The organism is Chryseobacterium foetidum (assembly GCF_025457425.1).
Lineage (GTDB): Bacteria > Bacteroidota > Bacteroidia > Flavobacteriales > Weeksellaceae > Chryseobacterium > Chryseobacterium foetidum.
The window spans coordinates 2,474,654-2,501,244 of sequence record NZ_JAMXIA010000001.1; the positions used below are offsets into that span (position 1 = coordinate 2,474,654).

Consider the following 26,591-nt stretch of genomic DNA (forward strand, 5'->3'; position numbering starts at 1 on the left):
TTTGAATTTTAATTAAACTCCTCACTAAACAAAATTAATCATTTTGAAATTAGCAATTCAGATAAATCCTCCCAAAACATCGGGTACGATTTCTCTACCACATTTTCATCTTCAATATTCAATTCCTTAATAAGGCAAAAAGGTGCAAAACTCATTGCCATTCTGTGATCCTGATAGGTTTTGATGGAAATATTTTCTTCGGGTTCTGCGAAGTTGATTGATTTAATAGTTGAATCTCCAATTTCAGTTTCGCAACCCAGTTTTTTTAATTCGATATTTAAAGCTGAAAGTCTGTCGGTTTCCTTTACTTTTAATGTTCCCAAGCCTGAAATTTCAAACGGAATTTTCAGAGCTGCGGCTGTCACACAAAGAGTTTGCGCAATGTCCGGACAATTATTCATATCCAAAACAATCTTTTCCGGAAACTTAAAATGCTCAATAGGTTTGAGTGTCAATTGGTGTTTTTCTTCGGTGTAAATGGTTTTAATACCGAAGAAATCTTCATAAATTTTTGAAATCGCGGCATCTCCCTGAGTAGAATTTTTGAAAAAACTTTTCAGATAAATAGTTTGTCTTCCAATCGCTGCAAATGAGTAAAAATAAGATGCAGAACTCCAGTCGCTTTCTACTTCGTAACTGATGATTGATGGTTGATGATTGATTAATGATTCAACTTTAATCGTATTTCCTTCAAATTTATTTTTAATTCCGAAATGAGTTAAAATATTGAGAGTCATTTCGATATAAGATCGTGATGTAACTTCGCCAACCAAGTTTATTTCTAGACCATTTTTCAGTTTTCCAGCAATTAAAAGAAGGGAAGTGATAAACTGACTTGAAATATTAGCCGGAACATCAACGCTTTTCTGTGTAATTTTTCTGCCTTTAATTTTCAGAGGCGGAAAACCTTCATTTTCTAAATATTCAATCTCGGCACCAAGATTTTGCAAAGCCGTTACCAAATTTTTAATTGGTCGCTCTTTCATCCTTCCTGAACCCGTGAGTACGGTTGTCTTTCCTTCCTGAATAGAATAGTACGATGTTAAAAAACGCATTGCCGTTCCTGCATGATGAATGTCTACTGTTTCGGAGTTTTCCGATAAAGCTTTTTGAAGTAATTGTGTGTCCTGAGAATTGGATAAATTACTGATTTCTATATTTTTAAACAAACTTTCCAAAATCAACAAACGATTCGAAATACTTTTCGAACCGCTGATTTGTATGGTTTTGCTGTTTTTAAGTGAAGATTTTTTTAGAATCATTTTGAATAATATAATTTACCGTTTTGATCTGCGTAGCAGAAAAATTTATTGTCCTTATCAAACATTTTGAAGAGTTGGAAGCCTTTCTTTCCATAATCTCTCCGGAAAAAATAAGGAATCATTTTAGATTCAGGTGTTATGAATTCCTGAGTTTTATTCATAAATACCAGATATTGATAGTTTTCTGAATTTTTAACTATGAAACCGCTGGCAAAAACGCCGTGACCGTCAGCAGTCATGATTTTATCATATTTCGGCATAATCAGATACTTATTTTCTTTTGTAAGAAAATATCCAAATTTGTTTTTCTCTTTTTTAATATAGGCGTAATCATAAGAGGCTTCAGTCGTTTCAAATGATAATTCTTCAGGTGTTTTGTCCTCAAAAGATTCTCTCACACGAATGATTTTTCCTTCAGAGTTTTCAGGCACCGGACTTTTTTCTACCTCCATATCTGGCATTCTTGTAGCTTCATACGAAGAATAACCGGAGCGACCGTAACCGTCTCTATAATCATTGCTGTTTGTCAGATCTTCAGTTTTTGATGATTTAATTTTGCCGTTTTCAAAATCAATAGTCAGCTTCTTTTTTGTTCGGTTTTCATCATAAGTTATAGAAAAAGTTTTTGGAAACTTCTCGTAATCTGTATCTACATCATTGGAATTTTCAAAAAAAGTTTTGATAATTTTTTTCTGCTTTTTGTCAAGTTGGTATAAACCGTAATTGTTTTCGGAAGAGTAGAGAAGTAAAAGAACCGATTCTTTTAGAGCCATTCCTTTTGTCTCGCTTTCATCTATTACGACAATGTTGTTGTAAGACCGATCGAGAATTTGTTCACCTTTCAGGTTATATAAATTCATTGAAAGATAATTTGGATTTCCGCGCGAATGCTTGTACGATTCCTTATCTTTTATGGTAATACCTTTGACGAATTGTCCTTCATTTTCAAAATATGAAAAATCTGTATCTTTTAAAATGATTCTGTCTTTCAGAATGTATGATTTTTTTATGGTTGGGCTGGATTTGATTCCTGTAAAATCATTATTGTAGCCAACCGCAATCTTATCAAACTGTGCAGGAACAACCAATTTTCCGCTTTCATCAGAAATTCCAAATTTATCACCTTTACGATAAGGCACAAAAATTTGTGAGCTGTAAAAGGTAAATGTAAGAAGAAGGAGTAAGTAAGTTAAGCAATACTTCATGAGCCTCTATTTCAGTTTTTCATTATTCTGATGGCGGTCTTTATCGCGATCAGTTTTTATCTTCATTTTTTTATCAAAAGCTTCCTGCAAATTGACTCCGGTTTGATTGGCTAAACATAAAGTTACAAACAAAACATCGGCTAGTTCCTCGCCTAAATCTTTGCTTTTATCGCTTTCCTTTTCGCTTTGTTCGCCATATCTTCTTGCGATAATTCTTGCCACTTCGCCCACTTCTTCCGTCAGCATTGCCATGTTGGTCAGTTCATTAAAATACCGGACACCAATGGTTTTAATCCATTCGTCCACCTGTGTTTGAAGCGTAGTAATTTCCATGTTTTAAAAAGAGCCAAGTTAAAAGTAAAAAGAGCCGGTTGGAAGAGCCAAGGCAAAAGTAAAAAGAGCCAAAGTATGCAATGTTTAACTATTAATGCTTATGATTTATCACTCATCATTCATCACTCATTAATTATTATCAAATATCAAATATCAAATATCAAATATCAAATATCAAATTTACTGATATGCTCCCAACGTTGTATTTGAAGTTCTCGAAACGCCGACAATATCTGTGGGAACTGATGCTGCGATGGTTGCGTTGCCTTTATTCCTTGCCGGAGAATCTGCTTTTACACGAAGATTCATTTGTGCAGCAAAGAAATTGATAAATTTAGGATCTTCATTTTTTAAACTTTGAATTACGACTGTCGGGTTGTTATCAAAAGGAAAACCTGCCTCGGAAGTTCCTGAATATTTCAATAATGAATTTCTGATCAGAAAATTAAACTGTTGTCCCGGCGTCTGCTCAAAATTTACAGCATTATCTCTGTCCGAATAAACAATCGAATTCCAGATGTTTAATTGTTGTAAGGCGCCCTGTTCTGTTTGTCCGCTTTCGTTTTTCCATTCGTTGGTTGCAAAAATTCCAATTCGGTTTCTGGAACTCAAAAGATCAGAATAATTGGCAATTGTAGAATGTACATAAGAATGATTTCCACCCTTAAAAATTGAAACGCAGGCGTCTCCACAGTTGTTCATAACCAGATTGCTCGCATTTACCGTCGACGCAACAGCATAAATCCCGTTATTCAGGAAAGTATGAATGAAAGAATTGTTGATATTGGCAGTTGCCTGTTTCATTTCCAGACCATTGATTCCCCCAAAAAGCCTTGTGTGATTCATATTGATAATCGATCCTGCTTCCATTTTTACAGAATTCCAGTTGTTGGGAATCGTGTCGTAATAGGTGTCGTTTCTGTCGCCGCGCATGATGATCTGTTCGGTTTGTGTTCCGTTTAAATTTAAAGAAGCGCCGTTGGAAATTTTCATTCCGCTGTTTTTGTGGAAATAAATTTTCGTTCCTGCTTGTACGTTCAAAGCAATGCCATCATCTAAAGTCAGGTTTCCGTAAATGATTTTAGCTTTAGAATTTGTCCAATTGGTATTGGCGTCAATTACATTTGGATTTGTAGGAGTTTGAATAAAAAATTCTGCATCCTGAACAACTGAAAATAAATTCACATGTTGTTGTCCTGCCGGACTTGTAAACAATATCCTGTCTTCAGCAATCGCTTCCGGTCCTGAAGCTGTCGGTGCAATCTCAACAAAAATAAAAAGACTGTCTTTCTTTCTTAAAGGAACATCTTTAAAATCATAACCAGGTTTCCCATCCACATTGATTTTATATAAAGAAGCTGCCCCTTTTTCAAGATGAATTCTTGGGATCAAAACGTCTTTATCTTCGTTATTGTACACTTTCACGGCATACGTTTCAGATCTTACCTGATGATAAACTGTATCGCAAAATACCGTATCACGGTTGAAACTGAGTTCCTGAGAAGGTGCATCGAAGGATATTTCGTCTCTGTTGCAGGAAACGGCCAGTAAAAGAATCCAAAAAGCGCTTAGAAGTATGATTTTAAATTTCATTGAAATTCAGGTTTAAGAGTTCCAAATTTAACGAAAAATACTTCAATTTTCTTATTTCGGAAAAATAATGTTCAAGGTGTTTGGATATTTTAAAAATTATTGTATTTTTGCAACCTAAAATTTAGCAGAAGAAATACCATTACTATTTCGAAAGCAAACTTTAATTTTTTAAAAATTTATTATGAAAAACGGAATTCACCCAGAAAATTATAGACTTGTTGTTTTCAAAGATATGAGTAACGACGAGGTATTTCTTTGCAAATCAACTGCAGACACTAAAGACACAATCGAGTATGAAGGAACTGAGTACCCATTGATCAAAATGGAAATCTCTTCTACTTCTCACCCTTTCTACACAGGAAAAACCAAATTGGTTGATACTGCAGGTAGAGTAGACAAGTTCATGAACAAATACAAAAAATTCGCTAAGTAATTTTTTGATTTTACAATATTTTAAAAGTCTTCCGGATTTCGGGAGACTTTTTTTGTACACATTAATCACAATTAAAATCTCCATAGCAAAAATTTATCCCAAGATTTGTATTTTTGTCACAGTAGAATTCCTGATTTTTGATTTCGTAACTCATAACTCGAATCTCGGAACCCGAAACATAAAACCTTAAACCCGAAACCCGCATGCAACTCGTATTCTCCGATGCACAATATTGGGAAGATTTTCTTCCGCTTACTTTTACCCGTCCTGTCGCAGAAATGCGCTGTGGAATTCTAACATTTTCCGAAAGATGGCAGAAAATTTTAGACTCAAAAGAAATTTCATGGTTTACAGAAATGTATCTTCAGCAGAAATTCAGAGAGCCGGAGAAGAAGGAAAGTCTTTTTTTGGTTCCTAATTTTTTACCGACAGAAAATGTAATTCAGCAAATTAAAGATTTAAAGCAAGGTGAAGCTTTGGTGTATGAAGACGAATTGGTCGCTGCAAAAATCAATATGGATGGTTTTTCTTTAAATCAAATCGAGAAAATGACTGATATTAAAGAAGAACTCGTTTTCTTTAAAAAACCGACCGACCTTTTTACTTATAACAAAGAAGCCATCGATTTCGATTTTGAATTATTGACGAAGGGAAAAACATCGCAGGAATTATCTTCCACCAATGGGTTTTTAGGAAATAAAGAAGATTTATTTATCGAAGAAGGTGCAGAGGTCGAATTTTCAACCATCAATACCAAAACCGGAAAAATTTATATCGGGAAAAATGCCGAGGTAATGGAAGGCTGTAATCTTCGTGGTCCGATTGCACTTTGCGAAGGATCGAAATTTAATTTGGGAGCAAAAATTTATGGCGCTACAACGGTTGGTCCACATTCTAAGGTTGGGGGTGAAGTGAGTAACATTATTATTTTTGGATATTCCAACAAGGGGCACGACGGTTTTGTCGGAAATTCGGTGATTGGAGAGTGGTGTAATCTGGGTGCAGATACCAATTCTTCCAACTTAAAAAACAATTACGGAAACGTGAAATTGTGGAATTACAGAACCAAAGATTTTCAGGATACAGGATTGCAGTTTGCCGGTGTAATTATGGGAGATCATTCTAAAACAGCGATCAACACACAACTCAACACTGGAACCGTAATTGGTGTAGCTTCCAATATTTTTAAAGAAGGTTTCCCTCCAAATTTAATCGAAAACTTTTCGTGGGGTGGCTTTAAAGATGATGAACGTTTTAAATTAGACAAAGCCTATGAAGTCGCCGAAAAAGTGATGGCAAGAAGAAAATTACCTTTAACAGATCACGATAAAGCGATATTTAAGCATATTTTTAATGAATATTAATCGATAATTATAAAAACTTCAATTTTTTTTGAAGTTTTTTTCTTTTCTGTGTAATATATTTTCAATTCAGATTGTCTTATTAATAGAAACCTCTTTATGACTCATGAAACTTTTAAGAATACGGTATTTATTCTCAGAGATGAGATGTTCCGTTTTGCGAAAAGGTTTGTGATGAGCAGTGATGAAGCCGAAGATGTTGTACAGGATTTGATGATAAAATTCTGGCAGAAAAAAGAAGAGCTTGCACAGTTCGGAAATTTTAAATCCTATGCTTTAAAATCGGTTAAAAATGAATGTTTGAATAGATTAAAACATCACGATGTCAAGACAGGATTTGCAGATCTGCAGCTTCACCGCTCGGAATTGTACAGCATGGATGTGAATAATATGAAGGAGCAAATCGTCGGTTTTATCAATCAGCTTCCTGAAAAACAGAAAATGGTCATTCATTTGAAAGACGTGGAAGAGTATGATGTGTCTGAAATTTCTGAAATGTTGGGAATGGAAGAAAACGCAGTAAGAGTAAATCTGATGCGGGCAAGACAAAAAGTAAAAGAACAAATCTCACAATTGATGAGCTATGAGCAACGACAAATTTCAAGATAAATATAACGAGGTCTTCCAAAGTTTAAAGGAAGAAAAAATGAACTGGGATTTTGAAGATTTTCTTCAGAAAGCAGAAGGGCAGGATCAACAGGCAACCGTAATTCCGATCCAAAATAAAAAACCTTCGTTTCCCAAATGGTTTTGGATGGCAGCTAGTGCCGTGATTGTTTTAGGTTTGACCTTAATTTTTAGTTTAAATGAAAACACAGTTGCAGAGCAGGAAAATTTGGTCAAAAATGAAGTTCTAAAGCAGAAAAACGAGTTTGTTGCTGAGAATCACGAGCATGATACGCAAATGGCGGTCAATTTTGCAGACTCTGTGGCGGGAGAGAAAAGAGATTCAATCTTCGTTGAAAGCACGATTGCCGAAAACGATGCTCTGGACGAAATTCTCTCGAAAAAAGCCAGAATGAAAAAGAAAGTAAAGCCTAAATATGTGCAGAACAACTCAGTAACACAGGATTCATCAGGGTACAGAGATTCTTATGTGATTGTCAACGGCAGAAAAATATCAAGTGAGAAAGAAGCGTTGGACGTTACCACTTTTTCACTGATGAAAATGGGAAAAGAATTCAGAAAAACTGTGGCTTCATTCAATAAAGATGAAGGTTTTACAGAAGAATATTAAAATAGAAATACAATGAAAAATATAGTTTTACTCATCATACTTTTTTTGGGCAGCTTTACAACATGTACCGCCCAGAATGAGAAAATTGACCAGCTCTTCAATGATATGCAGAAAAAGGGAGTGACCTCAATTGAAATTAAAAAGCCAATGTTTGCTCTGCTCAACAGCATCGATATAAGTGATGATTATTTAGGGAGAATAAAACCCGTAATTCGTGACGTGGATGGCTTAAAGCTTCTGGTTTTTTCTAAAATTACTTTTCCGGATCATTTAAAATCTGAAAATAAAGGTCAAATAAAAATGAATGAAGAGAAAAGTGAAAGGGTGTCAAAACTTCTTTCTGATCTTAATCTTAACGAATTGATGTCATTAAAAAGTGACGATGTATCAATGAAATTCCTTGCAGAAAACGCAAAAAACGGCATTATTGAAAACCTGATCTTCAATGTGGATTCAAAAGATGAAATCGTAATTTTTATGCTGAACGGAAAGATGAAGATGGATGATGTGAACAGAATCATTAATTCAGACGAAATTCAATCTTCAAATCCTAAAAAAGATTCGAGCGGGAGAGTTCCTCTGAAAATAAGCACAATGGATGAACCTAGAAATGTGGGTAACTTTTCTGGAATTGATGTGAGCAACGGGATTGTGGTGAATTTCACCCAGGAAAATTCCTCTTCAGTAAGAGTTTTTGCTGATATCGATAAATTTTACAAAGTCATTACAAAAGTTGAGAATGGAATTTTAAGAATTTACCTTAAAATTGAGAAGAACGAAACGCTGAATTTTAGAACTTTACACGTAAGTGTTTCTGCACCGGTTCTTGAGCAGATAAAGGCTTCCTCCGGAGCAGTTTTTAATTCTGTAAATACAGTTAATCAGGAAAAAATGATGTTTGAAATCACTTCGGGTTCAGTAGTGAACGGGAATTTTAATATTGATGATCGTGCAGTTGTAGATATCAATTCCGGTGCGGTGATTAATTCTCAGATGAATGTTAATGATCTTTCAATAAAATCTACCAGTGGTTCTGCGCTCAACCTTAATGGAAATGCAAACCTGGGAACGATTGATATAAACAGCGGAGCAGTTTGTAATGCTAAAGATTTTAAATTTAAAACCCTCAAGGTAAAAGCAACTTCCGGAGCAGTAATATCAAGCCATGTAATCGGTGAGCTTTCTGCTAAAGCAACTTCCGGCGGTTCAATCCGATACAAAGGAAATCCGAAAATTGAATCGGGTGTAAATGAAATTTTAGGGGGAAGCCTGAAACAAATTAACTGATAATTTAGAGCTATGAAAACATTTAAAAACCTGTTTGTAATTTGCTGTACTTTATTTTTACTGCAATCGTGTATCGTTTCAAGCAAACCTAATATTGCTTTTTTCTCAAATGCAGATTATGATTATGAAGATGCACAGTTTGCAAGTGTTAATGTTCCGTTATTTTTGGCAAAGCCTTTTATTAAACAGACTTTGAAAAATGATGGTGAAAGTGAGGCTGTAATTGCTATGGTGAAGAAAGTTTCGAAAATAAAAATGATGACGGTAGCCAATGGAAGCGAAAAATTGATGAAAGATTACGCCAGTTATCTCAAGAATGAAAATTATGAAGACTGGGCAACAATAAAACATGAAGGTGAGAATGTAAATATCAAAGTAAAACAGAAAGGCGAGACTATAAATAATATGCTGATTACAGTAAATTCTAAAAAAGATTTAGTGTTTTTGGACGTTAGAGGCAGTTTTACGGCAGATGATATTTCTAATATGATTAATATCGCAACAGACAAATAATTTCACATTCAACATATTTAACTTTTGAAAGTCGCTCGGTGAGTGGCTTTTTTGTTATTTATAAAGTGAATGATTAAGTTTTGTTTAAACTATTACAACCCATTTTCATATTCCGTTTAAAAGTCTTAATTTTGCAAGAAAGTAAAGATGTCTATTCATAACAAAATTGTAGAGACAGCCATCACTTTCGATGACGTGCTTCTAGTCCCTGCTTATTCTGAAGTTTTACCTAATCAGGTTTCATTAAAATCAAGACTTACCGACAAAATTAGGCTTAATGTTCCTATCGTTTCCGCTGCAATGGATACGGTAACTGAGGCTGATTTGGCAATTGCATTGGCAAGAGTTGGAGGTTTGGGTTTCATTCATAAAAACATGACCATCGAGGAGCAGGCTGCTCAGGTCAACAGAGTAAAACGTTCCGAAAACGGAATGATTTCTGATCCTGTAACCCTTTCTAAAGATCATACTTTGGCTGAGGCTAAAGAGACAATGGCGAAATATAAAATTTCCGGACTTCCGGTAGTTGATGCGGAAAATACTTTGATCGGAATTATTACCAACAGAGATGTCAAGTATCAGGAAAACCTTGATCTGAAGGTGGAAGAGATTATGACCAAAAAAAATCTCATCACTTCTGATAAAAATACCAATCTCGAAAAAGCAAAAGAAATTCTTTTGAAAAGCCGTGTTGAAAAACTTCCGATTGTAGATGACAACAATAAATTGGTTGGTTTAATTACGATTAAAGATATAGACAATCAACTTGAGTATCCCAATTCAAATAAAGACCAGAAAGGTCGTTTGATCGTTGGTGCCGGAGTTGGAGTTGGAGAAGATACTTTAGACAGAATTGAAGCTTTGGTAAAGGCCGGAGTTGATATTATCGGTATCGATTCTGCACACGGTCATTCAAAAGGTGTTTTAGATAAAATTTCTGAAATCAGAAGCAAATATCCTGATTTGGATATCGTCGGTGGAAATATCGTTACTGCGGAAGCTGCTGAAGATTTAATAAAAGCTGGTGCAAATGTTCTGAAAGTAGGTGTGGGTCCGGGTTCTATCTGTACAACAAGAGTTGTTGCAGGAGTTGGAGTTCCTCAGTTATCTGCGATCTATAATGTATACGAATATGCTCAGTCTAAAAATGTTGCTGTAATCGCCGATGGCGGAATTAAACTTTCCGGTGACATCGTAAAAGCAATCGCAAGTGGCGCAGGAGCAGTAATGCTGGGTTCACTTCTTGCAGGAACAGATGAAGCACCAGGTGAAGAAATTCTTTTCCAGGGAAGAAAATTTAAAACGTACCAGGGAATGGGAAGTTTGTCTGCCATGAAAAGAGGTGGGAAAGAAAGATATTTTCAAAGTGAAGCCAAAAAATTCGTTCCGGAAGGTATTGAAGGAAGAGTTCCGCACAAAGGAAAATTGGAAGATGTAATTTTCCAGTTAACAGGAGGTCTTAGAGCCGGAATGGGATATTGTGGAGCCAAAAATATTGAAGCTTTGCAGAATGATGCCAAAATGGTCATGATCACAGGAAGTGGTTTGAAAGAATCTCATCCACATGATGTTATCATCACGTCTGAAGCTCCGAATTATTCTTTGTAGATAAATTTGAAAATAAATAAAAAAGAATCCGTCTCACAACAAAATTTGAGGCGGATTTTTTATTTCAGTAAAATGTATATTATTTTGGAAAATAGAAAAAGTTGTCCTCTTTAGGCAACTTTCTTTCTTAGATTGTGTGCTAAAGCGTGTAAACCGAACTCCAATTCTACTTTTTTCAGACCTTTGAGGGTAAACCGCTTAAAATTATTGCAATGTTTGAGATGTGCAAACACAGGTTCTACTTCAACCGAGCGTTGTTTTCTTTTTTTAATGCCTTTTTCACTGTTTAAAAGCTTTCGTATTTTCTCTTTGTAATCTTCCAAATGATGGTTCCGTTCGATGCTTCGGTTTTCTTTGGAACTGTGGCAAACGCCTCTAATTGGGCATCCATAGCAGTTTTTAGCCTGATAATGGGAGAGCTTTTGAGGATAACCGGTCTTGGTTTTGCGCGTGCTTTCGTGCGTTTTTTCCATCTTTTGTCCCATCGGACAGATATAAAAATCGCCTTCCCCGTTGTAATGCAGATTTTCTTTGCTGAAAGTCTTGTGTTTCGCCTGATAATGGGCATTCTGCTCTTTGTCGAAAGTATTGTATTTTACAAATGGTGTAATATTGTTCTGTTCCAATAATTCGTAGTTCTGCTCGCTTCCGTACCCCGCATCGGCAGTGAGTTCTTCCAACTCTTCCATTCTTTTTTTACCAAACAATTTCTCAAAATTTTCCAAATGACGCTCCAAAGTATTGATATCATTGGTTTGCTGATGGATGGTATAATTGACGATGATTTGATTTTGACTTCGTCGAATCTTCGATTTCTGTGGAAATCTGTGCATTATAAGCCGGTTTGAGCTGTCCATTCATCATGTGATCGTCCTTCATTCTCATGAAAGTAGCATCTTCATCGGTCTTGCTGTAGGAATTCCGCTCTGCTAAAATAGCTTCCTGAGCTTCGTATTTATCGAGGTTTTTCTCAAAATTGTTTTTAATGTAATTCAGTTTGGCTTTGGCTTTTTTGTCGGAATCGGTTTTACCCCCGCTGCCTTTTAATTTGGCATTGATATTTTCTGCCGTTTGCCGGATTTTTTCTTTGCTGATCTCTTTGAACTCCGGCGGTTCAGGGTCTTTATCTTCTTCCTTTGCCACACTTTGAGCGTATTTCCAGAGCTCTTCCAGTTGACGAAGCATTTTTTCTTTGTTGGTTTTGATGGAATTTGCCCAGACAAAAGTGTAGCGACCCGCCTGTGCTTCAATTTTGGTTCCGTCTACAAACACCTGTTTCAGGCTCACCAAACCTTCTTCTGCCAAAAGCAAAACCACCTGGGAGAAAATATTTTTGAAGGCGGCTTCAAGTTTATGGGCACGAAAACGGTTCACGGTATTGTGATCTACAATACTCATGTTGGAGAGCCACATGAAGTTGATGTTTTCACGAAGCGCTTTTTCGATTTTCCGCGATGAATAAATATTGTTCATATACGCAAAAACCATCACCTTGAGCATCATCACAGGGTGATAACTGGGATTTCCTTCTTTACTGTAAGCTTTCAGGAGCGGGTCAATGTTTACCTTCTCCAAAATATCATTAACGATCCGAACAGGATGATTTTCGGGAATCAAATCCTCAAAACTATAAGGAAACAAAACCAACTGATTTTGATTATAATGCTTAAAATTCATAAACAACTATCTGATTATCAGATATAAATATACGAAATCCTGCAATAATTACCAAAAAAAACCGCCTCAGTTGTGAGACGGATTCTTTTTAGTTTTTATGTCTTTCCCTATGCGTTTTCGGAGATGTTATTTCGGTGTAATTATTATAAAATGTGGTATATATTCATGTTTGTGTTAAATAAAATTACTGATTGACAGCGGGTTAAGTCTTTAAAATTCGATGAGTTTAAGTATTTTAAAAATCACTGTTATGTGGTATCTTGTGTGTGATTTATTTATATATATTTACGCAAAAAATTTTATGAAAAAATCTCTCCTTTCTTTAGGAATTTTATTTGGTATTCACTTTGGGTTTGCACAATCCATTGATACAAATTTTGGAAGCAACGGAACTGTGACTCATGCAGAAAAAGGTTCTTACTTTGAGCACACATTATTGCCTGATGGTAAAATTATTATCAGTGGAAGTTATGAAAGTAGCTCATCGAACAAAGCTGTGATGATGAAACTTAATACAGACGGCTCCCTCGACACGAGTTTTGCTAATGGTGGCATCTTTACCATGGATCTGCAAGCAAGTACGGATTATTATGAAGCTTTTACAAAGGTTTTAGTTCAGAATGACGGTAAATTGTTTTTTGCATATGGTCATGAATTAGATAACGGCATCGACCCTGAATCTTTGACAATCAATTTAATGAGATTGAATGCGAATGGTACTCCTGATACAACATTTACCAGTCCTTATTCAACTACAACCACAGATATTGATAATGCACCATACGAATTCAAGTTGCTTTCATCAGGAAAATATCTTACTTATGGACCTAATTACATGATGAGGTTCAATGCAAATGGAAGTCTCGATACCACATACGGGACTAATGGTATAAGAACTATTACCTTCAATATCAATGAACTTTTTATAAACGGAGATAATATTTTCATCGACGGAAATCCAAATGGTAATTATTCAAACAGAACTCTTTACAAATTGCAAAACGAAACTTCAGGTATTGCAAGTTCTAATAACTTTGTTACAGGGAGAATATTTCACAATGAAGGATCAATTTATATAGATAGTAATAATATTTCAACACATGAATTGACGAAATTAGACTCAAATCTGTCACCTGTTTCGGGGTTTGGTACAAATGGAAAAGTAACTTTGCCAACTCAAACTTATGTGACAGATATGTTGTTTCAACCGGGAGGAAGCATTATACTATATTCCAATATCAACAATGTTACACAAGGATATACAGAACATAAATATACTAGATTGAACTTTAACGGATCTCTAAATACAAGTTTTGGACAGGGAGGAACATTTACTGTGACATTACCGGCTTCATCAGGTTTTCAACCTTATGCTGAAAATCTAGTTCATCCAAATAATAGTATTTACAGCTTTTTCTACGGAAATAATAATACTAATAATATATATGTTAAAAGAATATTACTTCCAAACGAACTTCTTGCAGTGAAAGATAATGTAAGTGTACTGGATAAAATTTCTATCGTAGAAAATCCTGTAGGAAATATGCTTAGACTGTCTGCTGATTTAGAAAATGCAAATATTTACGATGTTTCAGGAAAGCTGATGATGAGAAATCTGAAAGGGCGTGAGCACGCTGTAGGTTCTCTGTCAAAAGGAGTTTACATCATTAACGGTAAAGTTTCAAACGGACAGACTGTTCAGCTTAAATTTATTAAAAAATAATTTGTAGAAAATCAAAATAACCATTCAAGTCATTGTTTTACAGTGAGAATCAAAACCGGCGGTCACATTGTGGCCGTCGGTTTTGTTATAAATTCGTAATGATTACATTTTGATAAATTTATCTTCACATAATAAAATAGTAAAACCTTACAGAATTAACTGAAAGGTCTTTCTAATGAAATTATATGTTTATATTTTCCCTTTTAAATTCTCTTTAAAATCATCGATTCTAAAGTCGGTCTGTGCATTACCTTTTTCAATCTTTTCCTTTGAATATAGCCTGAAATCATTTTCAGTTTTCTCCAAAAGATAATCATAAGGTCCCACCGAGGAAATTAGTTTAACCAAAACCGGCGAAATTTCAAGGCATATAAAAAGTCCCATGATAAAAGCTGCCGCAGTGGCAATAATCGCGGAGTTTTTTCCTAATTCGTCCAAAGCCTGAAGTCTCGCTGCAAAACCGTTGAATTTATCTTCAAATGTTTCGGTAGATTTCCTTTCCGTTTCGAGATTGGTGTAGACTTTCGAAATTTCTTTGTCTAAATATTCCAGTCTTGGTGCAACCTGCTTTTGATAGTTTTCCAAATCCTGTCTGCGTTGCTCTTTCAGTTCCTGTTTTCTTTTAGCATTTGTTCCAAAACCAACTTTTCCACTTGTTAGATTAGATTGTTTACCTAAAATTTCTTTCTCTAATTCCACTGCCGCAGAATCATAAGATTTTTGATACTGAGCTGTTTTTTCTGCAATCAGATTTTTTTCAGTTTCAAAAGGTCCGCTTTGCTGAAGGATTCTCCCGTTCATCTGCTTTTGAAGTTCGGTTTTATTCCTTTGAATAATGGTGTTCAATTGCTTGTTGACCTCTTTTTCAAAAATTTTAAGTTCCAAAGGTTTAGAAATAATAATTCCTAAAAATGTAGCTAAAATTAATCTGGGAATAGACATTAAAATCTGATTCCACCACGTTCCTGTCTTTTTGATAGACGAAACGATGTATCTGTCTAAATTAAAAATCATCAAACCCCAAAGAATTCCAAAACCTGTGGATGCCCAAATGTTGTCGAAGATTGTGTACATCGCATAAGCTGCAGACAATGTTGCGAAAACTGCGGTAAACAAAACGATTCCACCAATTCCGGCAAATTTATTCCATTCGCTGGGTGTTTTTCTCAGGATGTGAATATTTCCTCCCGAACATATCAGCAAAAACTTCTGAAACCAGTTGATTCTGTGATTCGTTTGATATATAGCTGTTTGTGTGTTTTTCATTATAAAATTTTATACAAAATTAGTATATAAAGTCATACTATTGTTACAAATAGTAATAGGCTTTGCCAAGTATTTTGATTTTAACTAAAATTTGGTCTTGTTCAAATTGCATAATTCTTGTAGTATCATGCGCATCACAAAAAAATGTATTATGAAAAACAGTATTAAAATCTCAGCACTTTCTATTGCGCTTTTAATGGTTTCATGCAAAAATGAAGATCCTGTAGACAAAGAGCTGAAAGACGCGGCGATGAGCATGAATAAAATGACGCCCCAGCTTTTAACCGATGGAATAAGACTTGACAGTGTTTCTGCCGGACATTTAAGTTTAAAATACCACTACACCCTAACAGAAGATATCAAAGAAAATGTGACAGCTGAAGAAATTAAAGTTTTCAAAGATGAAGCAAAACTGGAAGCGGAGAAAAGTCTGAAATCTTCTCAGGAAATGGCAGATTTAAAAGATAAAAAAATAAAATTCGATTACATTTATTACGATAAAAACGGAAAAATAACTACTGATTTTTCGGTTACTCCCGAAGAATATAAATAATCTTTATTTTAAACGATCCGGATTCTGTTTGAGAAAACTTTCCCATCCCGAAAAAGATTTTGTACCGGATATCGTACCGGAATTAAAATGATGGCAAACCGCAACGGCCAAGCCATCGGAAGCATCAAGATATTTTGTGGGGAATTCTTTTAAATTCAACAGATTTTTAAGCATCCCCGCAACTTGTTCTTTGCTGGCATTTCCGTTTCCGGTGATCGCCATTTTCACTGATTTGGGAGAGTATTCTGAAATGGGAATATTTCTGTATAAACTTGCAGCCATCGCTACTCCCTGAGCTCTTCCCAATTTCAGCATTGACTGAACATTTTTTCCAAAGAAAGGTGCTTCGAGCGCCACTTCATCCGGATGAAATTCATCGATTAACGCTAAAGTTTTGTCGAAAATATATTTCAGTTTGGTTTCGTGGTTCGGATATTTTTTCAGGATCAGTTCATGAATGGAAATCATTTCCATTTTCCCTTTTTTTACCGAAATTAAACCAAATCCCATAATGGCTGTTCCGGGATCAATTCCTAAAATTATTTTCTCTGCTGAAATCATTGGTGCAAAGATATGTGAAGTTTTAGTTTATTTTAAATTCAAAACTGTTTTTAATTCTGCTGATTAACGCTCTCGATAAAATCAACAGCTTCTTTGATCTTCTGATGAGGTCTGAAAGCCGCATTTTTCCCTTTTTCCTCGTCAGCAATATTGGATAAAATAATAACGGAAGTTTTAGTTTCGGGATAGTAAATGTTGAGTGATGGCGCACCTTTCACGTAACCGCTGTGAAAATAAGTAACAGGTATGTTGTCATTCATCATAATTCCTAATCCATAACCCATTGTTCCGAAAACAGGATGTTGCCTTTCGGTACTTTTTGCCATAAATTTTTTAAGTGTTTCCGGATTAATGATTTTCCCGCCGTACAAAGCATTATTCCAGATATGTAAATCATCGATTGTCGATAAAACACCACCTGCAGGAATTCCGATTTCTTTTTTACCTAATCTTTTCGGCATTCCGTCAACCACTTTTTGAGATTTTGAATTTCCTACATAAGTTTCAGCAAAATTTTGTCCCTGAAATGCCGTTCCTGTTGAAGAGTTTTTCATTCCCACTTTTTTAAACAGATCAAGCATATTTTCATCAAAAGATTTTCCAGATACCACTTCCACAATTTTTCCTAAAGCATTGAAACCATCGTTGGAATAATTAAAACCAGAACCGCTTTTAAACATGAGTTTTTCGCCAAAATTATTCAGACCCGAACTGTGATTTAAAAGTTGATGAATTGTAATATCTTCATATTCTTTTTTCTGAAATTCTTTGATGTATTTTGAGGCTTTGTCTTCTAAATTAAGTTTACCGTTTTCCACTTCAAGCAAAATTAAAACTGCTGTAAACTGTTTGCTGATAGAAGCAATAGAGAAAACGGTAGATTTATCAATTTTAGTCTGATTTTCAAAATCTGAAAAGCCGTTATTTTTTCTGTACAGCTCGATACTGTCCTTAAAGATACCGACGCTTCCGTTGAATTGATACTGATTGAAAACCGAATCGATCTGTGAAGCAATCAATTTTTTTTTAAAATCTAAAACTGCCGAATCGGCGATGGCTTTCTGGTCAATTTTCTGAAAATTATTAGGTTTGTCACACGAGCAAACCAGAAATGTGAAGAAGAAAATGATTAATAGGTTTTTCATTATTTGGTTTAAATTACCTTTAAATATAATGAAAAATCTACATTTATTAGAGTTTTACATTTGCTTTAAAGTTCAACGAGAGAAAATCTTGTATTTCCTGAAGTAGAAATTGTTTTGGTAGAACCTGTAGTCTGCCAGATTCTTGGAGAAAGCTGTTGTCCTGCATTTAAAGACACTATTCCAGAAATGTAAGCAGTCGAGGTCGAAGTTATTGCTGATGGAAAAGCTTTCAAGTACTTTAAAAACAGTGAGTTGTATTCTATTTGTGCCTCAATCTGCGTATTTGCGTTGATAGCACCTGAATTGAACGAATAAATGAAAGAAACGGCATATATTCCCGTTCTGGGCGCTGTAAAAATACCGGTAGCTGCGTTGTAAGCACCTTCTGTGTTGTCTTTTATTGTTGCCCAATTGCTGACTGTTGTGAGTGTACTCACTGAGATGTTCTGAGCAACATTTTTCTGAGATAATACCTGTAATTTTCTTGCGACAGAAGGCATGCAAGACCATACCGTGCCATTTGAATATTCTAAACACTTGGTAGAAGTGTTGAACCGTACAGCACCCGCACCGGCCTGAGCGGCCGTTTGAGAAGTGTTTCCGATACCTATGGCAGAATTTCCGGAGGTTGCTCGGATATCAAGGTTTGCAATGGCAGTAGTTTTCCCGGCAGCTAATTTTCCTTCATCTGTAAAAATTACATCATCAGAAAACAACGCAGGATCAACTGTATTTGTGCCATTATTTGCCGCAGCGTCAATGTGCATAAGCGAAAGTGGCTTCTCTGTATTGATGCCCAATTGCGCAGCTACATTGCAACCAACAGAAGATAGTAAATATACGATTACTGTGAATAGAGGAAGATTTGTTTTCATTGTAAATGTTTTGAAATTTTAGTTTTCTTTTACGGAAAAGTTCTGAAAACCCTGAGAGCCAACAGATCCTACGTGCAGAGTTTTGTTCGTACCTAAATTGTGAAAAACTGACATTCTTACTTTTTGACCCGCTTGCAAATAGTAGTTTATTGTGCAGTTGTCACCTGCAAAAATTGAAGATCCAGCCGTAGGAAAGCTTGTTGTACACTTGTTTTGATCGATGATAGTATTAGAAGGATCCAGAATCTGGAAATTGATCTGTACGTAAGATCCGGAAACTACAGAGCTGCTTGCAAATAAAAAAGATCCATTGATCATGTAGACAGCATCTTTCGGTGAGGTAAAAACTCCATTTGAGAAACTTCCGCTGCCAAAAGTGTTGCTTACAACGGTTGGCCAGCTGGTGAGCACCGTAGCTGTATTATTATTCAGTGTAGTAGCTGTGGTGTTGTTAGTGACTGCCAATGTCATTTTTTCAGGCTGGCTTGATGAGTTCAGGTTTATCCATTCCAGTCCGTTTGAGTACTGCATTAAACCGGACTCATAACGTATCGCCCCTTCGCCTGCTTCATTTGCCGTGAGCGTATTGGAGCCGATTCCAATGGCATTCTGTGTAGAGCCCTGTGATCTTAAATCTAATCTTACTTTTGGATTTACCATACCTACACCTATATTTCCAGATGGAAGGACAATAAAGTCATTAGACTGCTGAGCAATTGTAATGCTTGTAGATGTAGCTGAACCGTTATCTTTTGCCCCGTCTATATGGAAAGATCCGAAAGGATTGCTTGTGTTGACTCCTACTTGCGAATACAATGTCTTTGTGAATACAAGTAATAATAGTAAAAATTTTATTTTAATTTTCATTTCATTTTAATTTTTAAAGTTCCACAATTGACATGATATTTGCCGAACTGTCATTTAGTAGATTTTTGACTGAGCCGGTATTATTAGTAATTGCAGGTCTTAAAGTGTCGCCTTTTTCCATTGTAATCTGTACATTACAGGATATTCCGAATAAGCTGCCCGAGCTGCTTCCTCCAGTTTCTCTGAGGCATTGATGAAGCTGTTCGCCAGATATAGGATTTACGTGTCTGAAAACTGCTGTGGCACTTCCCAAAGAAAGTGTAGTGCTGGAAAAGGCGACAAAAATATTTACGGAATAACTTCCTGCTTTGGGAGCCGTGAAAACACCAGTAGTGGCATTGAAAAATCCGGGATTTGCGTAGACACCTGCGTTTGTGTAATAAGCCTGAAAGTCTGAAGACAGATTCCAGGTAGCTATATTGGTGGTTGCGTTATTATTAATATTCCCTGTGAATGCAGTAGTAGCCCGAATGTATATTTTTTTAGGGCTTGAAGATATTTCAAACCAGCTGTTGTCTTTAGAAAAAAGAATTTTTCCGCCTGCTTCTGGAGTATACTGTATGGCACCATCACCAGCATCTGAAGCTGTTTGGTTTGTGCTGCCCACAGCGATGAATCCCTGATTGCCGGAGTTTCTTGTATCTACTTTGGTTCTCGGTGTATCGCTGCCGAGAGATAACTGACCTGTAGGCCAAATAAAAATGTCATTATTTTTCTGCGAGGTGCTGGGAGCAGTGATCGGAGGATTGTCACCGGAACCGTCTATATGAAAGACGGTTTGCGGATTTGTTGTATTAATGCCAATCTGAGCATTTATTAGTGTACAATTCGTAAGTAGGAAAATGAAAAGGCTCTTTTTTATATCTCGAGCATTGTTAATTTTCATAAGTATTTTGCTTTATATTAAAATATTATTGATAAAATATTTTATACGTGTATAAAATTACTGATTTTACTAATTATGGTTTCAAATATACATAAATGAAATTTAAAGTCTTGATTGTGTGATTTGTAAAATCGATGAAGAACATTCATGAATTTAAAAAGAGAAAACGGTGAATTAACGTTTTAATCGATTGATTAATACGCTCCTTTGCGTGAAATTGAATTCCAGAATTATTTGTGTAGATCAGGATTTTATGAAAACAAGATAAATATCCTCGTAATCATAATCTTACAAATTCTTTAGGAATATATCGGACAATATATTTGTGAGGAAATAGTGAGTAACTCCTTGTGTACGTTTTGCTATCTAAAATTTTACCTTCAGCTACAACTTGTGAATTTTTTCCCGCCAAAGGAGATTTGTTGGAAGTTGAGTATATGTTTGCTGAAAAATCCTAGATTTTTAAAGATGTAAATTAAGAAAATGACTACATTTTTATTAAAGACTGATCAAAAATTTTCGTAATGATCTGTAATTCTTACAATATTCATTGATACTTAGCTTTGAATTTTAAACGGAAAAATGCCAACATTTATTTCTCTATCAAATCACAAAACCAAAAAACATATTCTCCGCTGTCGTTTTCGTCAGTTCTTGGTTGGGGATAGGTTTTCATCACGGTTTCTCCAATTTCAATTTCAATTTTATTTTTAAAAATCGGCCCATCAAAGGTGAATGTGTGAAATTCTCCGTTTTCTCCGCAGGGATCGACGTTTACGGGTAAATCTTTAATGAAATCTCTATCAATAATTCTTCCTGCAAAACTTTTATCTAAATATGTTTCGTTGACGCAGGTGACAATGGTTTTAAAACCCAGATCTAAAAATTCATGGATGAGGTCGGTTGTGTTTTGCTTCCACAAAGGAAAAACAGCTTTCATTCCGATGGTTTCCAATTGTTTCTCCCGATATTCCTTTAAATCTTCCAGAAAAATATCTCCAAAAATAGAATGCGTAACCCCTTGAGATTTGATTTCGCTCATCGTTTTCGACATAATTTCATGGTATTCTTCCATCGAAGGCTCTTTTGGGATTTCCATTTTGATTAAATTTGAACCTAAACTTTCTGCCTGTTTTTCCAGTAAAGAAACTGGTACGCCGTGCATTGAAATTCTTTGAAATTCTTTATTGATGCTGGTCAGCAGGGAAGTGACTTCAAATTGGTCGTCTTTTAAAATTTTGTATAAAGCAAGAGCAGAATCTTTTCCGCTGCTCCAGTTGAAGATGGCTTTTGGTTTCATTTTTATTTTGAATAGAGCAAATATAAATTGTCGACAAAGCTTTTTTTAGTAAATTTTTGTACAGTCACTTCATCATAAAATGCCAAATATTTATAATCAGGGAATTCTTTTTTTAATTTTTCAAACTTACGTTTTGCTATTTTTTTTCCATCAAGATAATAGAAATCTGGTGGTTTTGGATTTGTAATTACAACCGCACCAATTGTTACATATCTTTCTTCTATTTCAAAGTTTTCTTTTATTAGAAGTTCAGTTGTTCTAAAAGTTGAGGATTTATAATCTGTAAATTCTTTATTGTTAGCTTCTAAAACAGTATAATCAATTCTGATAATATTATATTCTGATAATATTTTTTCTGGAAATTTCAGTGTAAAATTTCCCTTTTCATCGGCTTTTGCTGAATACAGTTTTTCTAAAGTAACCAAAGAAATTTCTCCAGAAACTAGTTTTCTTTTCTCTTTTGAAACTAATTTACCTTTAATTTCAATTTCATTTTGATGAATATTTTCAATCAAAGATTTATTTTCATTTTGAGCATGTATGCTTGTTACTGATGTTAATGTCAAGACTAAAAGAAATCTTGAAAAAGCAGGTTTTATAAAAGATTTTTTGCCACAAATTGAATCATTACTTTCTGTAATCTCATGAATTTCAGATTCTGAAAGTTTATCCAGATCCCAAACTTTTTTATTGCATACATCACAATGTTTTCCATTTGCAACTTCAAGCATGTCATCCCAACGCTGCTGACAAGCTTCTTTTATTTGGAATTGTTTTTTCATCTTAGGGTTTTATTTAAATCTAAAATACAAAAAAACCTCAAAGAAAATCCTTGAGGTTTGATTTATATTTAAACAGTTAGTAGTAAAAACTGCCTGTCCGGCTACGGACTACATATTTCTACGATATTTACCACCCACTTCAAACAAAGCATTGGTAATCTGCCCAAGCGAACAGTATTTCACGGCATCCATCATCACATTAAATAAATTCTGCTGATTGATGGCAGCGTGTTGTAAAGTTTTCAGAGCGGCTTCGGATTTATCCTCATTAGATTTCTGGAAGTTATGAAGTGTTTCAATCTGAACCTGTTTTTCTTCCTCAGTCGAACGGATCACTTCTCCCGGACGAACCGTTGGCGAACCGTCTTTTCCTAAGAAAGTATTTACCCCGATGATCGGATATTCTCCTGTATGCTTCAACCATTCATAATGCATCGATTCTTCCTGAATTTTCGAACGTTGGTACATTGTTTCCATTGCACCCAAAACGCCGCCTCTTTCTGTGATTCTGTCAAATTCTGCATAAACTGCTTCTTCCACCAAATCCGTTAATTCTTCAATGATAAATGAACCCTGAAGCGGATTTTCGTTTTTCGCCAATCCTAATTCTTTATTGATAATCAACTGAATCGCCATCGCTCTTCTTACAGATTGCTCAGTCGGAGTTGTGATTGCCTCGTCATACGCATTTGTGTGAAGTGAATTACAGTTATCGTAAATTGCATAAAGCGCCTGAAGCGTTGTTCTGATATCATTGAAATCAATTTCCTGAGCGTGAAGCGAACGACCCGAAGTTTGAATGTGGTATTTCAACATCTGGCTTCTTTCATCGGCTCCGTACTTTAATTTCATTGCTTTTGCCCAGATTCTTCTTGCTACACGTCCGATTACTGAATATTCAGGGTCGATACCGTTGGAGAAGAAGAAGGATAAGTTGGGTGCAAAATCATTGATGTTCATTCCTCTTGACAGATAATATTCCACATACGTGAAACCATTTGCCAATGTAAATGCCAACTGAGAAACCGGATTTGCACCCGCTTCTGCAATATGATATCCAGAAATTGAAACAGAGTAGAAGTTTCTCACTTTTTCTGTGATGAAATATTCCTGAACGTCACCCATCAATCTAAGGGCGAATTCAGTGGAGAAAATACAGGTATTCTGAGCCTGATCTTCTTTTAAAATATCTGCCTGAACGGTACCACGAACGGTCGCTATTGTTTTAGCTTTAATTTCTGCATAAGCTTCCGCTGGAATCACTTCGTCTCCGGTAAGTCCTAATAATTTTAAACCTAAACCATTATTAGAAGGCGGAAGTTCTCCGTTATATTTTGGTCTTTCTAAACCTTTATCGTCGAATTTTGCTTTTAAAGCTTTCTCAACATTCGCTTCAAGCTTATGTTCAGCAATATATTTTTCAACATTCTGGTCAATCGCTGCATTCATAAAGAAAGCCAGCAACATCGGCGCAGGTCCGTTGATGGTCATTGAAACCGAAGTCATTGCATTGACCAAATCAAATCCGGAATACAATTTTTTAGCATCGTCTAACGTTGCAATAGAAACTCCTGCATTTCCGATTTTTCCGTAAATATCCGGTGGTAGAGCAGGATCCTGACCATACAAAGTTACAGAGTCAAACGCTGTTGACAAACGCTTTGCATCCATTTCCGCAGAAACGTAGTGGAATCTTCTGTTCGTTCTTTCAGGACCTCCTTCTCCGGCAAACATTCGCGTTGGATCTTCTCCGGTTCTTTTGAAAGGATAAATTCCCGCCGTGTAAGGAAATCCTCCAGGAAGATTTTCCTGACCTTTCCATTTAATCAAATCTCCCCAATCAGTATATTTTGGAAGAGAAATTTTTGGAATTTTTAAATGGGATAGAGATTCTGTTGAGGTTTCAACTTTAATTTCTTTTCCACGAACGAAATACGAGTAAAATTCAGCCTTGAAAGCCTCTTTCGTATCATCCCAGTTTTTCAAAAAGTCGATGTTTTCCTGTTGAAGATCTTTTTCTGCTTTTTGATATTCAGTATCTAACGTTTCATTGGAAAGGAATTTTTTAACCCCTTCAATATGATACATTTTTCTTGCTAGTTCGGCTTGTTTTTCAACATTAGCGTCGTAGATTCTATTATTTTCAACTATTTCAGATAAATAACGAACTCTTTTTGGAGGAATAATCGTGATGTCTTCTGAAACCTCCTGTTCAACAAATCCTTGAAGGTTTAAGTCAGAATATTTAGCATTAACTTTTTCAATTAATCTGTTGTATAAATCGGTCGTTCCGTGGTCATTGAACTGAGATGCTTTTGTTGCATAAACCGGCATATCATCCAACGGACTTTCCCACAACAAATGGTTTCTCTGGAACTGTTTCCTAACGGCTTGAAGTGCATCTAAAGCACCACGCTTATCTGATTTATTTAAAGCAACCAAATCTGCATAATCCAACATATCGATTTTTTCCAACTGAGTAGAAGCACCGTATTCAGGAGTCATTACATACATTGAAACATCAGCAAAATCTGAAACTTCCGAACCTGATTGTCCAATCCCTGAAGTTTCCAAAATGATAACATCCGGATGAGCCAATTTTAAAACATTTAAAGCGGAATGAATGAACGGAGAAACCGAAACGTTGTTTTCTCTCGTCGCCATCGAACGCATATAAACTCTTGGGTCATTGATCGCGTTCATACGGATTCTATCTCCTAAAAGTGCACCTCCTGTTTTCTTTTTTGAAGGATCAATGGAAATAATGGCAATCTTTTTACCAGGATTTGAACGGAGGAAACGTCTTACCAATTCATCAGTTAAAGAGGATTTTCCGGCTCCACCGGTACCAGTGATACCGATGATCGGAATTCCTCCCCCAACCCCTCCAAGGGAGGGGAGCTGAGCAACTCTTTTATTGATTTCTTCTATTAATTCAGGTTTTTCTTCTGAGAAGTTTTCAACGGCGGAAATGATTTTTGCAATGCTTGCGGAGTTTTCGAAACTGATATTGTCTAAATCTTCAGCAGTCACTTCTTTTCCTGTTGCAAAGTCTGATCTTTTCACCAAATCATCGATCATTCCCTGAAGACCAAGCTCACGACCGTCGTCCGGAGAATAAATTCTGTCGATTCCATAAGACATAATATCTTCAATTTCTTCGGGCAGAATTACACCGCCACCACCACCGAAAATTTTGATTTGCGGTGAGTTTTTTTCTCTTAAAAGGTCGTAGATGTATTTAAAATATTCGTTGTGACCTCCTTGATATGAAGTCAGTGCAATAGCGTTGGCGTCTTCCTGAATCGCAGTGTTTACTACTTCTTCAGCAGATTTATCGTGACCAAGGTGGATAACTTCGCATCCTGTTCCCTGAATCACACGGCGCATAATATTGATAGCCGCATCGTGCCCATCGAATAGGGAAGCTGCTGTTACAATTCTTACTTTGTTTGTTGGAGTATATTTTTGGGTTTCCATATTGTTTGTAGAAAATTTCTAAGTTTTCAAATATAACAATTTAATAAAAATTAAATTTAATAATATATTTAATTGGTTTTGAGTGATTTAATCTAATTTGTCAAATTGAGAATTCACTTAAAGCCTAACATTTGATAGTTCGAGCCACAGATTATTTAGTTTAAAATTTATTCTTTGAAAAAAACTTTATTTTTGCACAATTATTTAAGGTATGAAAAAAGCATTATTGTATTTCGCACTCGGAACGGTTGTCAGTTTCCTGATTAATTATTTTTTTACGGACACCAAAGATCTGGGGTTGGAAGTTTATTATGCATTATCATTCGGGATTGCCTGGGGATTGGCCTATTATCTTGATATGGGTGATTTTAAACTGGTTCAGAAAATGAGTTTCTCCTTTTTAGCAATGATTATTTTAGTTGTTGTGGGTGTTTTGATCTTTAATGTTGAACTTGCCATTCCGTCTATTCTGAAATTTTCTACGGTGTTTGTTGCCTATTATTTTATTGCAAGTTTCAGATCAAACAGAGCTTCCCGAAAGTAAAGAGGTGAAAATGAAGATGAAAGATATTCTCAAGACATTTTAAATAATATTTTTCTGTTCAAAAAATAAAGTGTACCTTTGCACACCCTTTTAAGGGAAA

Annotated in this window: 23 protein-coding genes and 1 pseudogene; 10 read left to right on the top strand and 14 right to left on the bottom strand. The window is 35.5% G+C overall.

What is annotated here, in order from left to right; translation table 11 throughout:
- Positions 1–38 precede the first annotated feature (38 nt).
- The 4 genes from NG809_RS11660 to NG809_RS11675 all read right to left on the bottom strand — a co-directional run bounded on the left by NG809_RS11660 (position 39) and on the right by NG809_RS11675 (position 4,393).
- A complete protein-coding gene (locus NG809_RS11660; RefSeq protein ID WP_262150820.1) occupies positions 39–1,262 on the bottom strand; it encodes a 3-phosphoshikimate 1-carboxyvinyltransferase in 1,224 nt (407 codons plus the stop codon).
- On the bottom strand, positions 1,259–2,467 hold the full coding sequence (locus NG809_RS11665; protein WP_262150821.1) for a hypothetical protein: 1,209 nt from the start codon (positions 2,465–2,467) through the stop codon (positions 1,259–1,261). The genes NG809_RS11660 and NG809_RS11665 overlap by 4 nt, the downstream gene beginning before the upstream one ends.
- 6 nt (positions 2,468–2,473) lie before the next feature.
- Entirely contained in the window at positions 2,474–2,800 is a 327-nt protein-coding gene (locus NG809_RS11670; RefSeq protein WP_262150823.1) for a nucleotide pyrophosphohydrolase, read from the bottom strand.
- Positions 2,801–2,980: 180 nt separating this feature from the next.
- Entirely contained in the window at positions 2,981–4,393 is a 1,413-nt protein-coding gene (locus tag NG809_RS11675) for a hypothetical protein (RefSeq protein WP_262150825.1), read from the bottom strand.
- A 181-nt stretch (positions 4,394–4,574) separates the two neighbouring features.
- Between NG809_RS11675 and NG809_RS11680 the strand changes: the two genes are divergently transcribed.
- The 7 genes from NG809_RS11680 (at position 4,575) to guaB (ending at position 10,832) form a co-directional block, all read left to right on the top strand.
- Complete coding sequence (locus NG809_RS11680) at positions 4,575–4,826, top strand: type B 50S ribosomal protein L31 (protein ID WP_056075185.1); 252 nt, start codon at positions 4,575–4,577, stop codon at positions 4,824–4,826.
- A 203-nt stretch (positions 4,827–5,029) separates the two neighbouring features.
- Entirely contained in the window at positions 5,030–6,190 is a 1,161-nt protein-coding gene (locus NG809_RS11685; protein ID WP_262150828.1) for a GlmU family protein, read from the top strand.
- A 96-nt stretch (positions 6,191–6,286) separates the two neighbouring features.
- Positions 6,287–6,796: an RNA polymerase sigma factor gene (locus tag NG809_RS11690; RefSeq protein WP_262150829.1), complete on the top strand. Its 510-nt coding sequence runs from the start codon at positions 6,287–6,289 to the stop codon at positions 6,794–6,796.
- Complete coding sequence (locus tag NG809_RS11695; RefSeq protein ID WP_262150831.1) at positions 6,771–7,424, top strand: hypothetical protein; 654 nt, start codon at positions 6,771–6,773, stop codon at positions 7,422–7,424. The genes NG809_RS11690 and NG809_RS11695 overlap by 26 nt, the downstream gene beginning before the upstream one ends.
- A 12-nt stretch (positions 7,425–7,436) precedes the next feature.
- Positions 7,437–8,711 carry a DUF4252 domain-containing protein gene (locus NG809_RS11700; protein WP_262150833.1) on the top strand — a complete coding sequence of 425 codons (1,275 nt, stop codon included), beginning with the start codon at positions 7,437–7,439 and terminating at the stop codon, positions 8,709–8,711.
- A 12-nt stretch (positions 8,712–8,723) separates the two neighbouring features.
- Positions 8,724–9,224, top strand: a complete 501-nt coding sequence (locus NG809_RS11705) for a DUF4252 domain-containing protein (RefSeq protein WP_262150835.1) — start codon at positions 8,724–8,726, stop codon at positions 9,222–9,224.
- 147 nt (positions 9,225–9,371) lie between these two features.
- Positions 9,372–10,832 (top strand): IMP dehydrogenase, encoded by a 1,461-nt coding sequence (gene guaB, locus NG809_RS11710; RefSeq protein ID WP_262150837.1) that lies wholly within the window; start codon positions 9,372–9,374, stop codon positions 10,830–10,832.
- Between the two features lie 110 nt (positions 10,833–10,942).
- Here guaB and NG809_RS11715 read toward each other — a convergent pair.
- A pseudogene (locus NG809_RS11715) lies at positions 10,943–12,509 on the bottom strand (IS1182 family transposase).
- Between the two features lie 301 nt (positions 12,510–12,810).
- Between NG809_RS11715 and NG809_RS11720 the strand changes: the two are divergent.
- Positions 12,811–14,232, top strand: coding sequence for a T9SS type A sorting domain-containing protein (locus tag NG809_RS11720; protein WP_262150838.1), 1,422 nt, complete (start codon positions 12,811–12,813; stop codon positions 14,230–14,232).
- Positions 14,233–14,421: 189 nt separating this feature from the next.
- Here NG809_RS11720 and NG809_RS11725 read toward each other — a convergent pair whose 3' ends face one another.
- The gene (locus tag NG809_RS11725; RefSeq protein WP_262150840.1) at positions 14,422–15,498 is read right to left on the bottom strand and encodes a DUF4407 domain-containing protein; all 1,077 of its coding nucleotides are present in this window, start codon (positions 15,496–15,498) and stop codon (positions 14,422–14,424) included.
- A 151-nt stretch (positions 15,499–15,649) separates the two neighbouring features.
- On the opposite strand from NG809_RS11725, the gene NG809_RS11730 reads away from it, so the two are divergent.
- Positions 15,650–16,051: a hypothetical protein gene (locus tag NG809_RS11730; protein ID WP_262150842.1), complete on the top strand. Its 402-nt coding sequence runs from the start codon at positions 15,650–15,652 to the stop codon at positions 16,049–16,051.
- A gap of 3 nt (positions 16,052–16,054) precedes the next feature.
- Here the strand turns inward: NG809_RS11730 and ruvC are convergent, their stop codons facing one another.
- From ruvC to NG809_RS11770, 8 genes are all read right to left on the bottom strand, one after another.
- Positions 16,055–16,609, bottom strand: a complete 555-nt coding sequence (ruvC, locus tag NG809_RS11735) for a crossover junction endodeoxyribonuclease RuvC (RefSeq protein WP_262152573.1) — start codon at positions 16,607–16,609, stop codon at positions 16,055–16,057.
- Positions 16,610–16,662: 53 nt separating this feature from the next.
- Entirely contained in the window at positions 16,663–17,757 is a 1,095-nt protein-coding gene (locus NG809_RS11740) for a serine hydrolase domain-containing protein (protein WP_262150844.1), read from the bottom strand.
- A 65-nt stretch (positions 17,758–17,822) separates the two neighbouring features.
- Positions 17,823–18,632 carry a hypothetical protein gene (locus NG809_RS11745; protein ID WP_262150846.1) on the bottom strand — a complete coding sequence of 270 codons (810 nt, stop codon included), beginning with the start codon at positions 18,630–18,632 and terminating at the stop codon, positions 17,823–17,825.
- 18 nt (positions 18,633–18,650) lie between these two features.
- Complete coding sequence (locus tag NG809_RS11750) at positions 18,651–19,499, bottom strand: hypothetical protein (RefSeq protein WP_262150848.1); 849 nt, start codon at positions 19,497–19,499, stop codon at positions 18,651–18,653.
- 13 nt (positions 19,500–19,512) lie between these two features.
- Positions 19,513–20,385, bottom strand: a complete 873-nt coding sequence (locus NG809_RS11755) for a hypothetical protein (protein WP_262150851.1) — start codon at positions 20,383–20,385, stop codon at positions 19,513–19,515.
- A 592-nt stretch (positions 20,386–20,977) separates the two neighbouring features.
- Positions 20,978–21,685, bottom strand: coding sequence for a Dph6-related ATP pyrophosphatase (locus NG809_RS11760; RefSeq protein WP_262150853.1), 708 nt, complete (start codon positions 21,683–21,685; stop codon positions 20,978–20,980).
- Positions 21,686–21,687: 2 nt separating this feature from the next.
- Complete coding sequence (locus NG809_RS11765) at positions 21,688–22,467, bottom strand: hypothetical protein (protein ID WP_262150855.1); 780 nt, start codon at positions 22,465–22,467, stop codon at positions 21,688–21,690.
- Between the two features lie 108 nt (positions 22,468–22,575).
- Entirely contained in the window at positions 22,576–25,947 is a 3,372-nt protein-coding gene (locus NG809_RS11770; protein WP_262150857.1) for a methylmalonyl-CoA mutase family protein, read from the bottom strand.
- A 211-nt stretch (positions 25,948–26,158) separates the two neighbouring features.
- On the opposite strand from NG809_RS11770, the gene NG809_RS11775 reads away from it, so the two are divergent.
- Positions 26,159–26,491, top strand: coding sequence for a hypothetical protein (locus NG809_RS11775; RefSeq protein WP_262150858.1), 333 nt, complete (start codon positions 26,159–26,161; stop codon positions 26,489–26,491).
- Positions 26,492–26,591 lie beyond the last annotated feature (100 nt).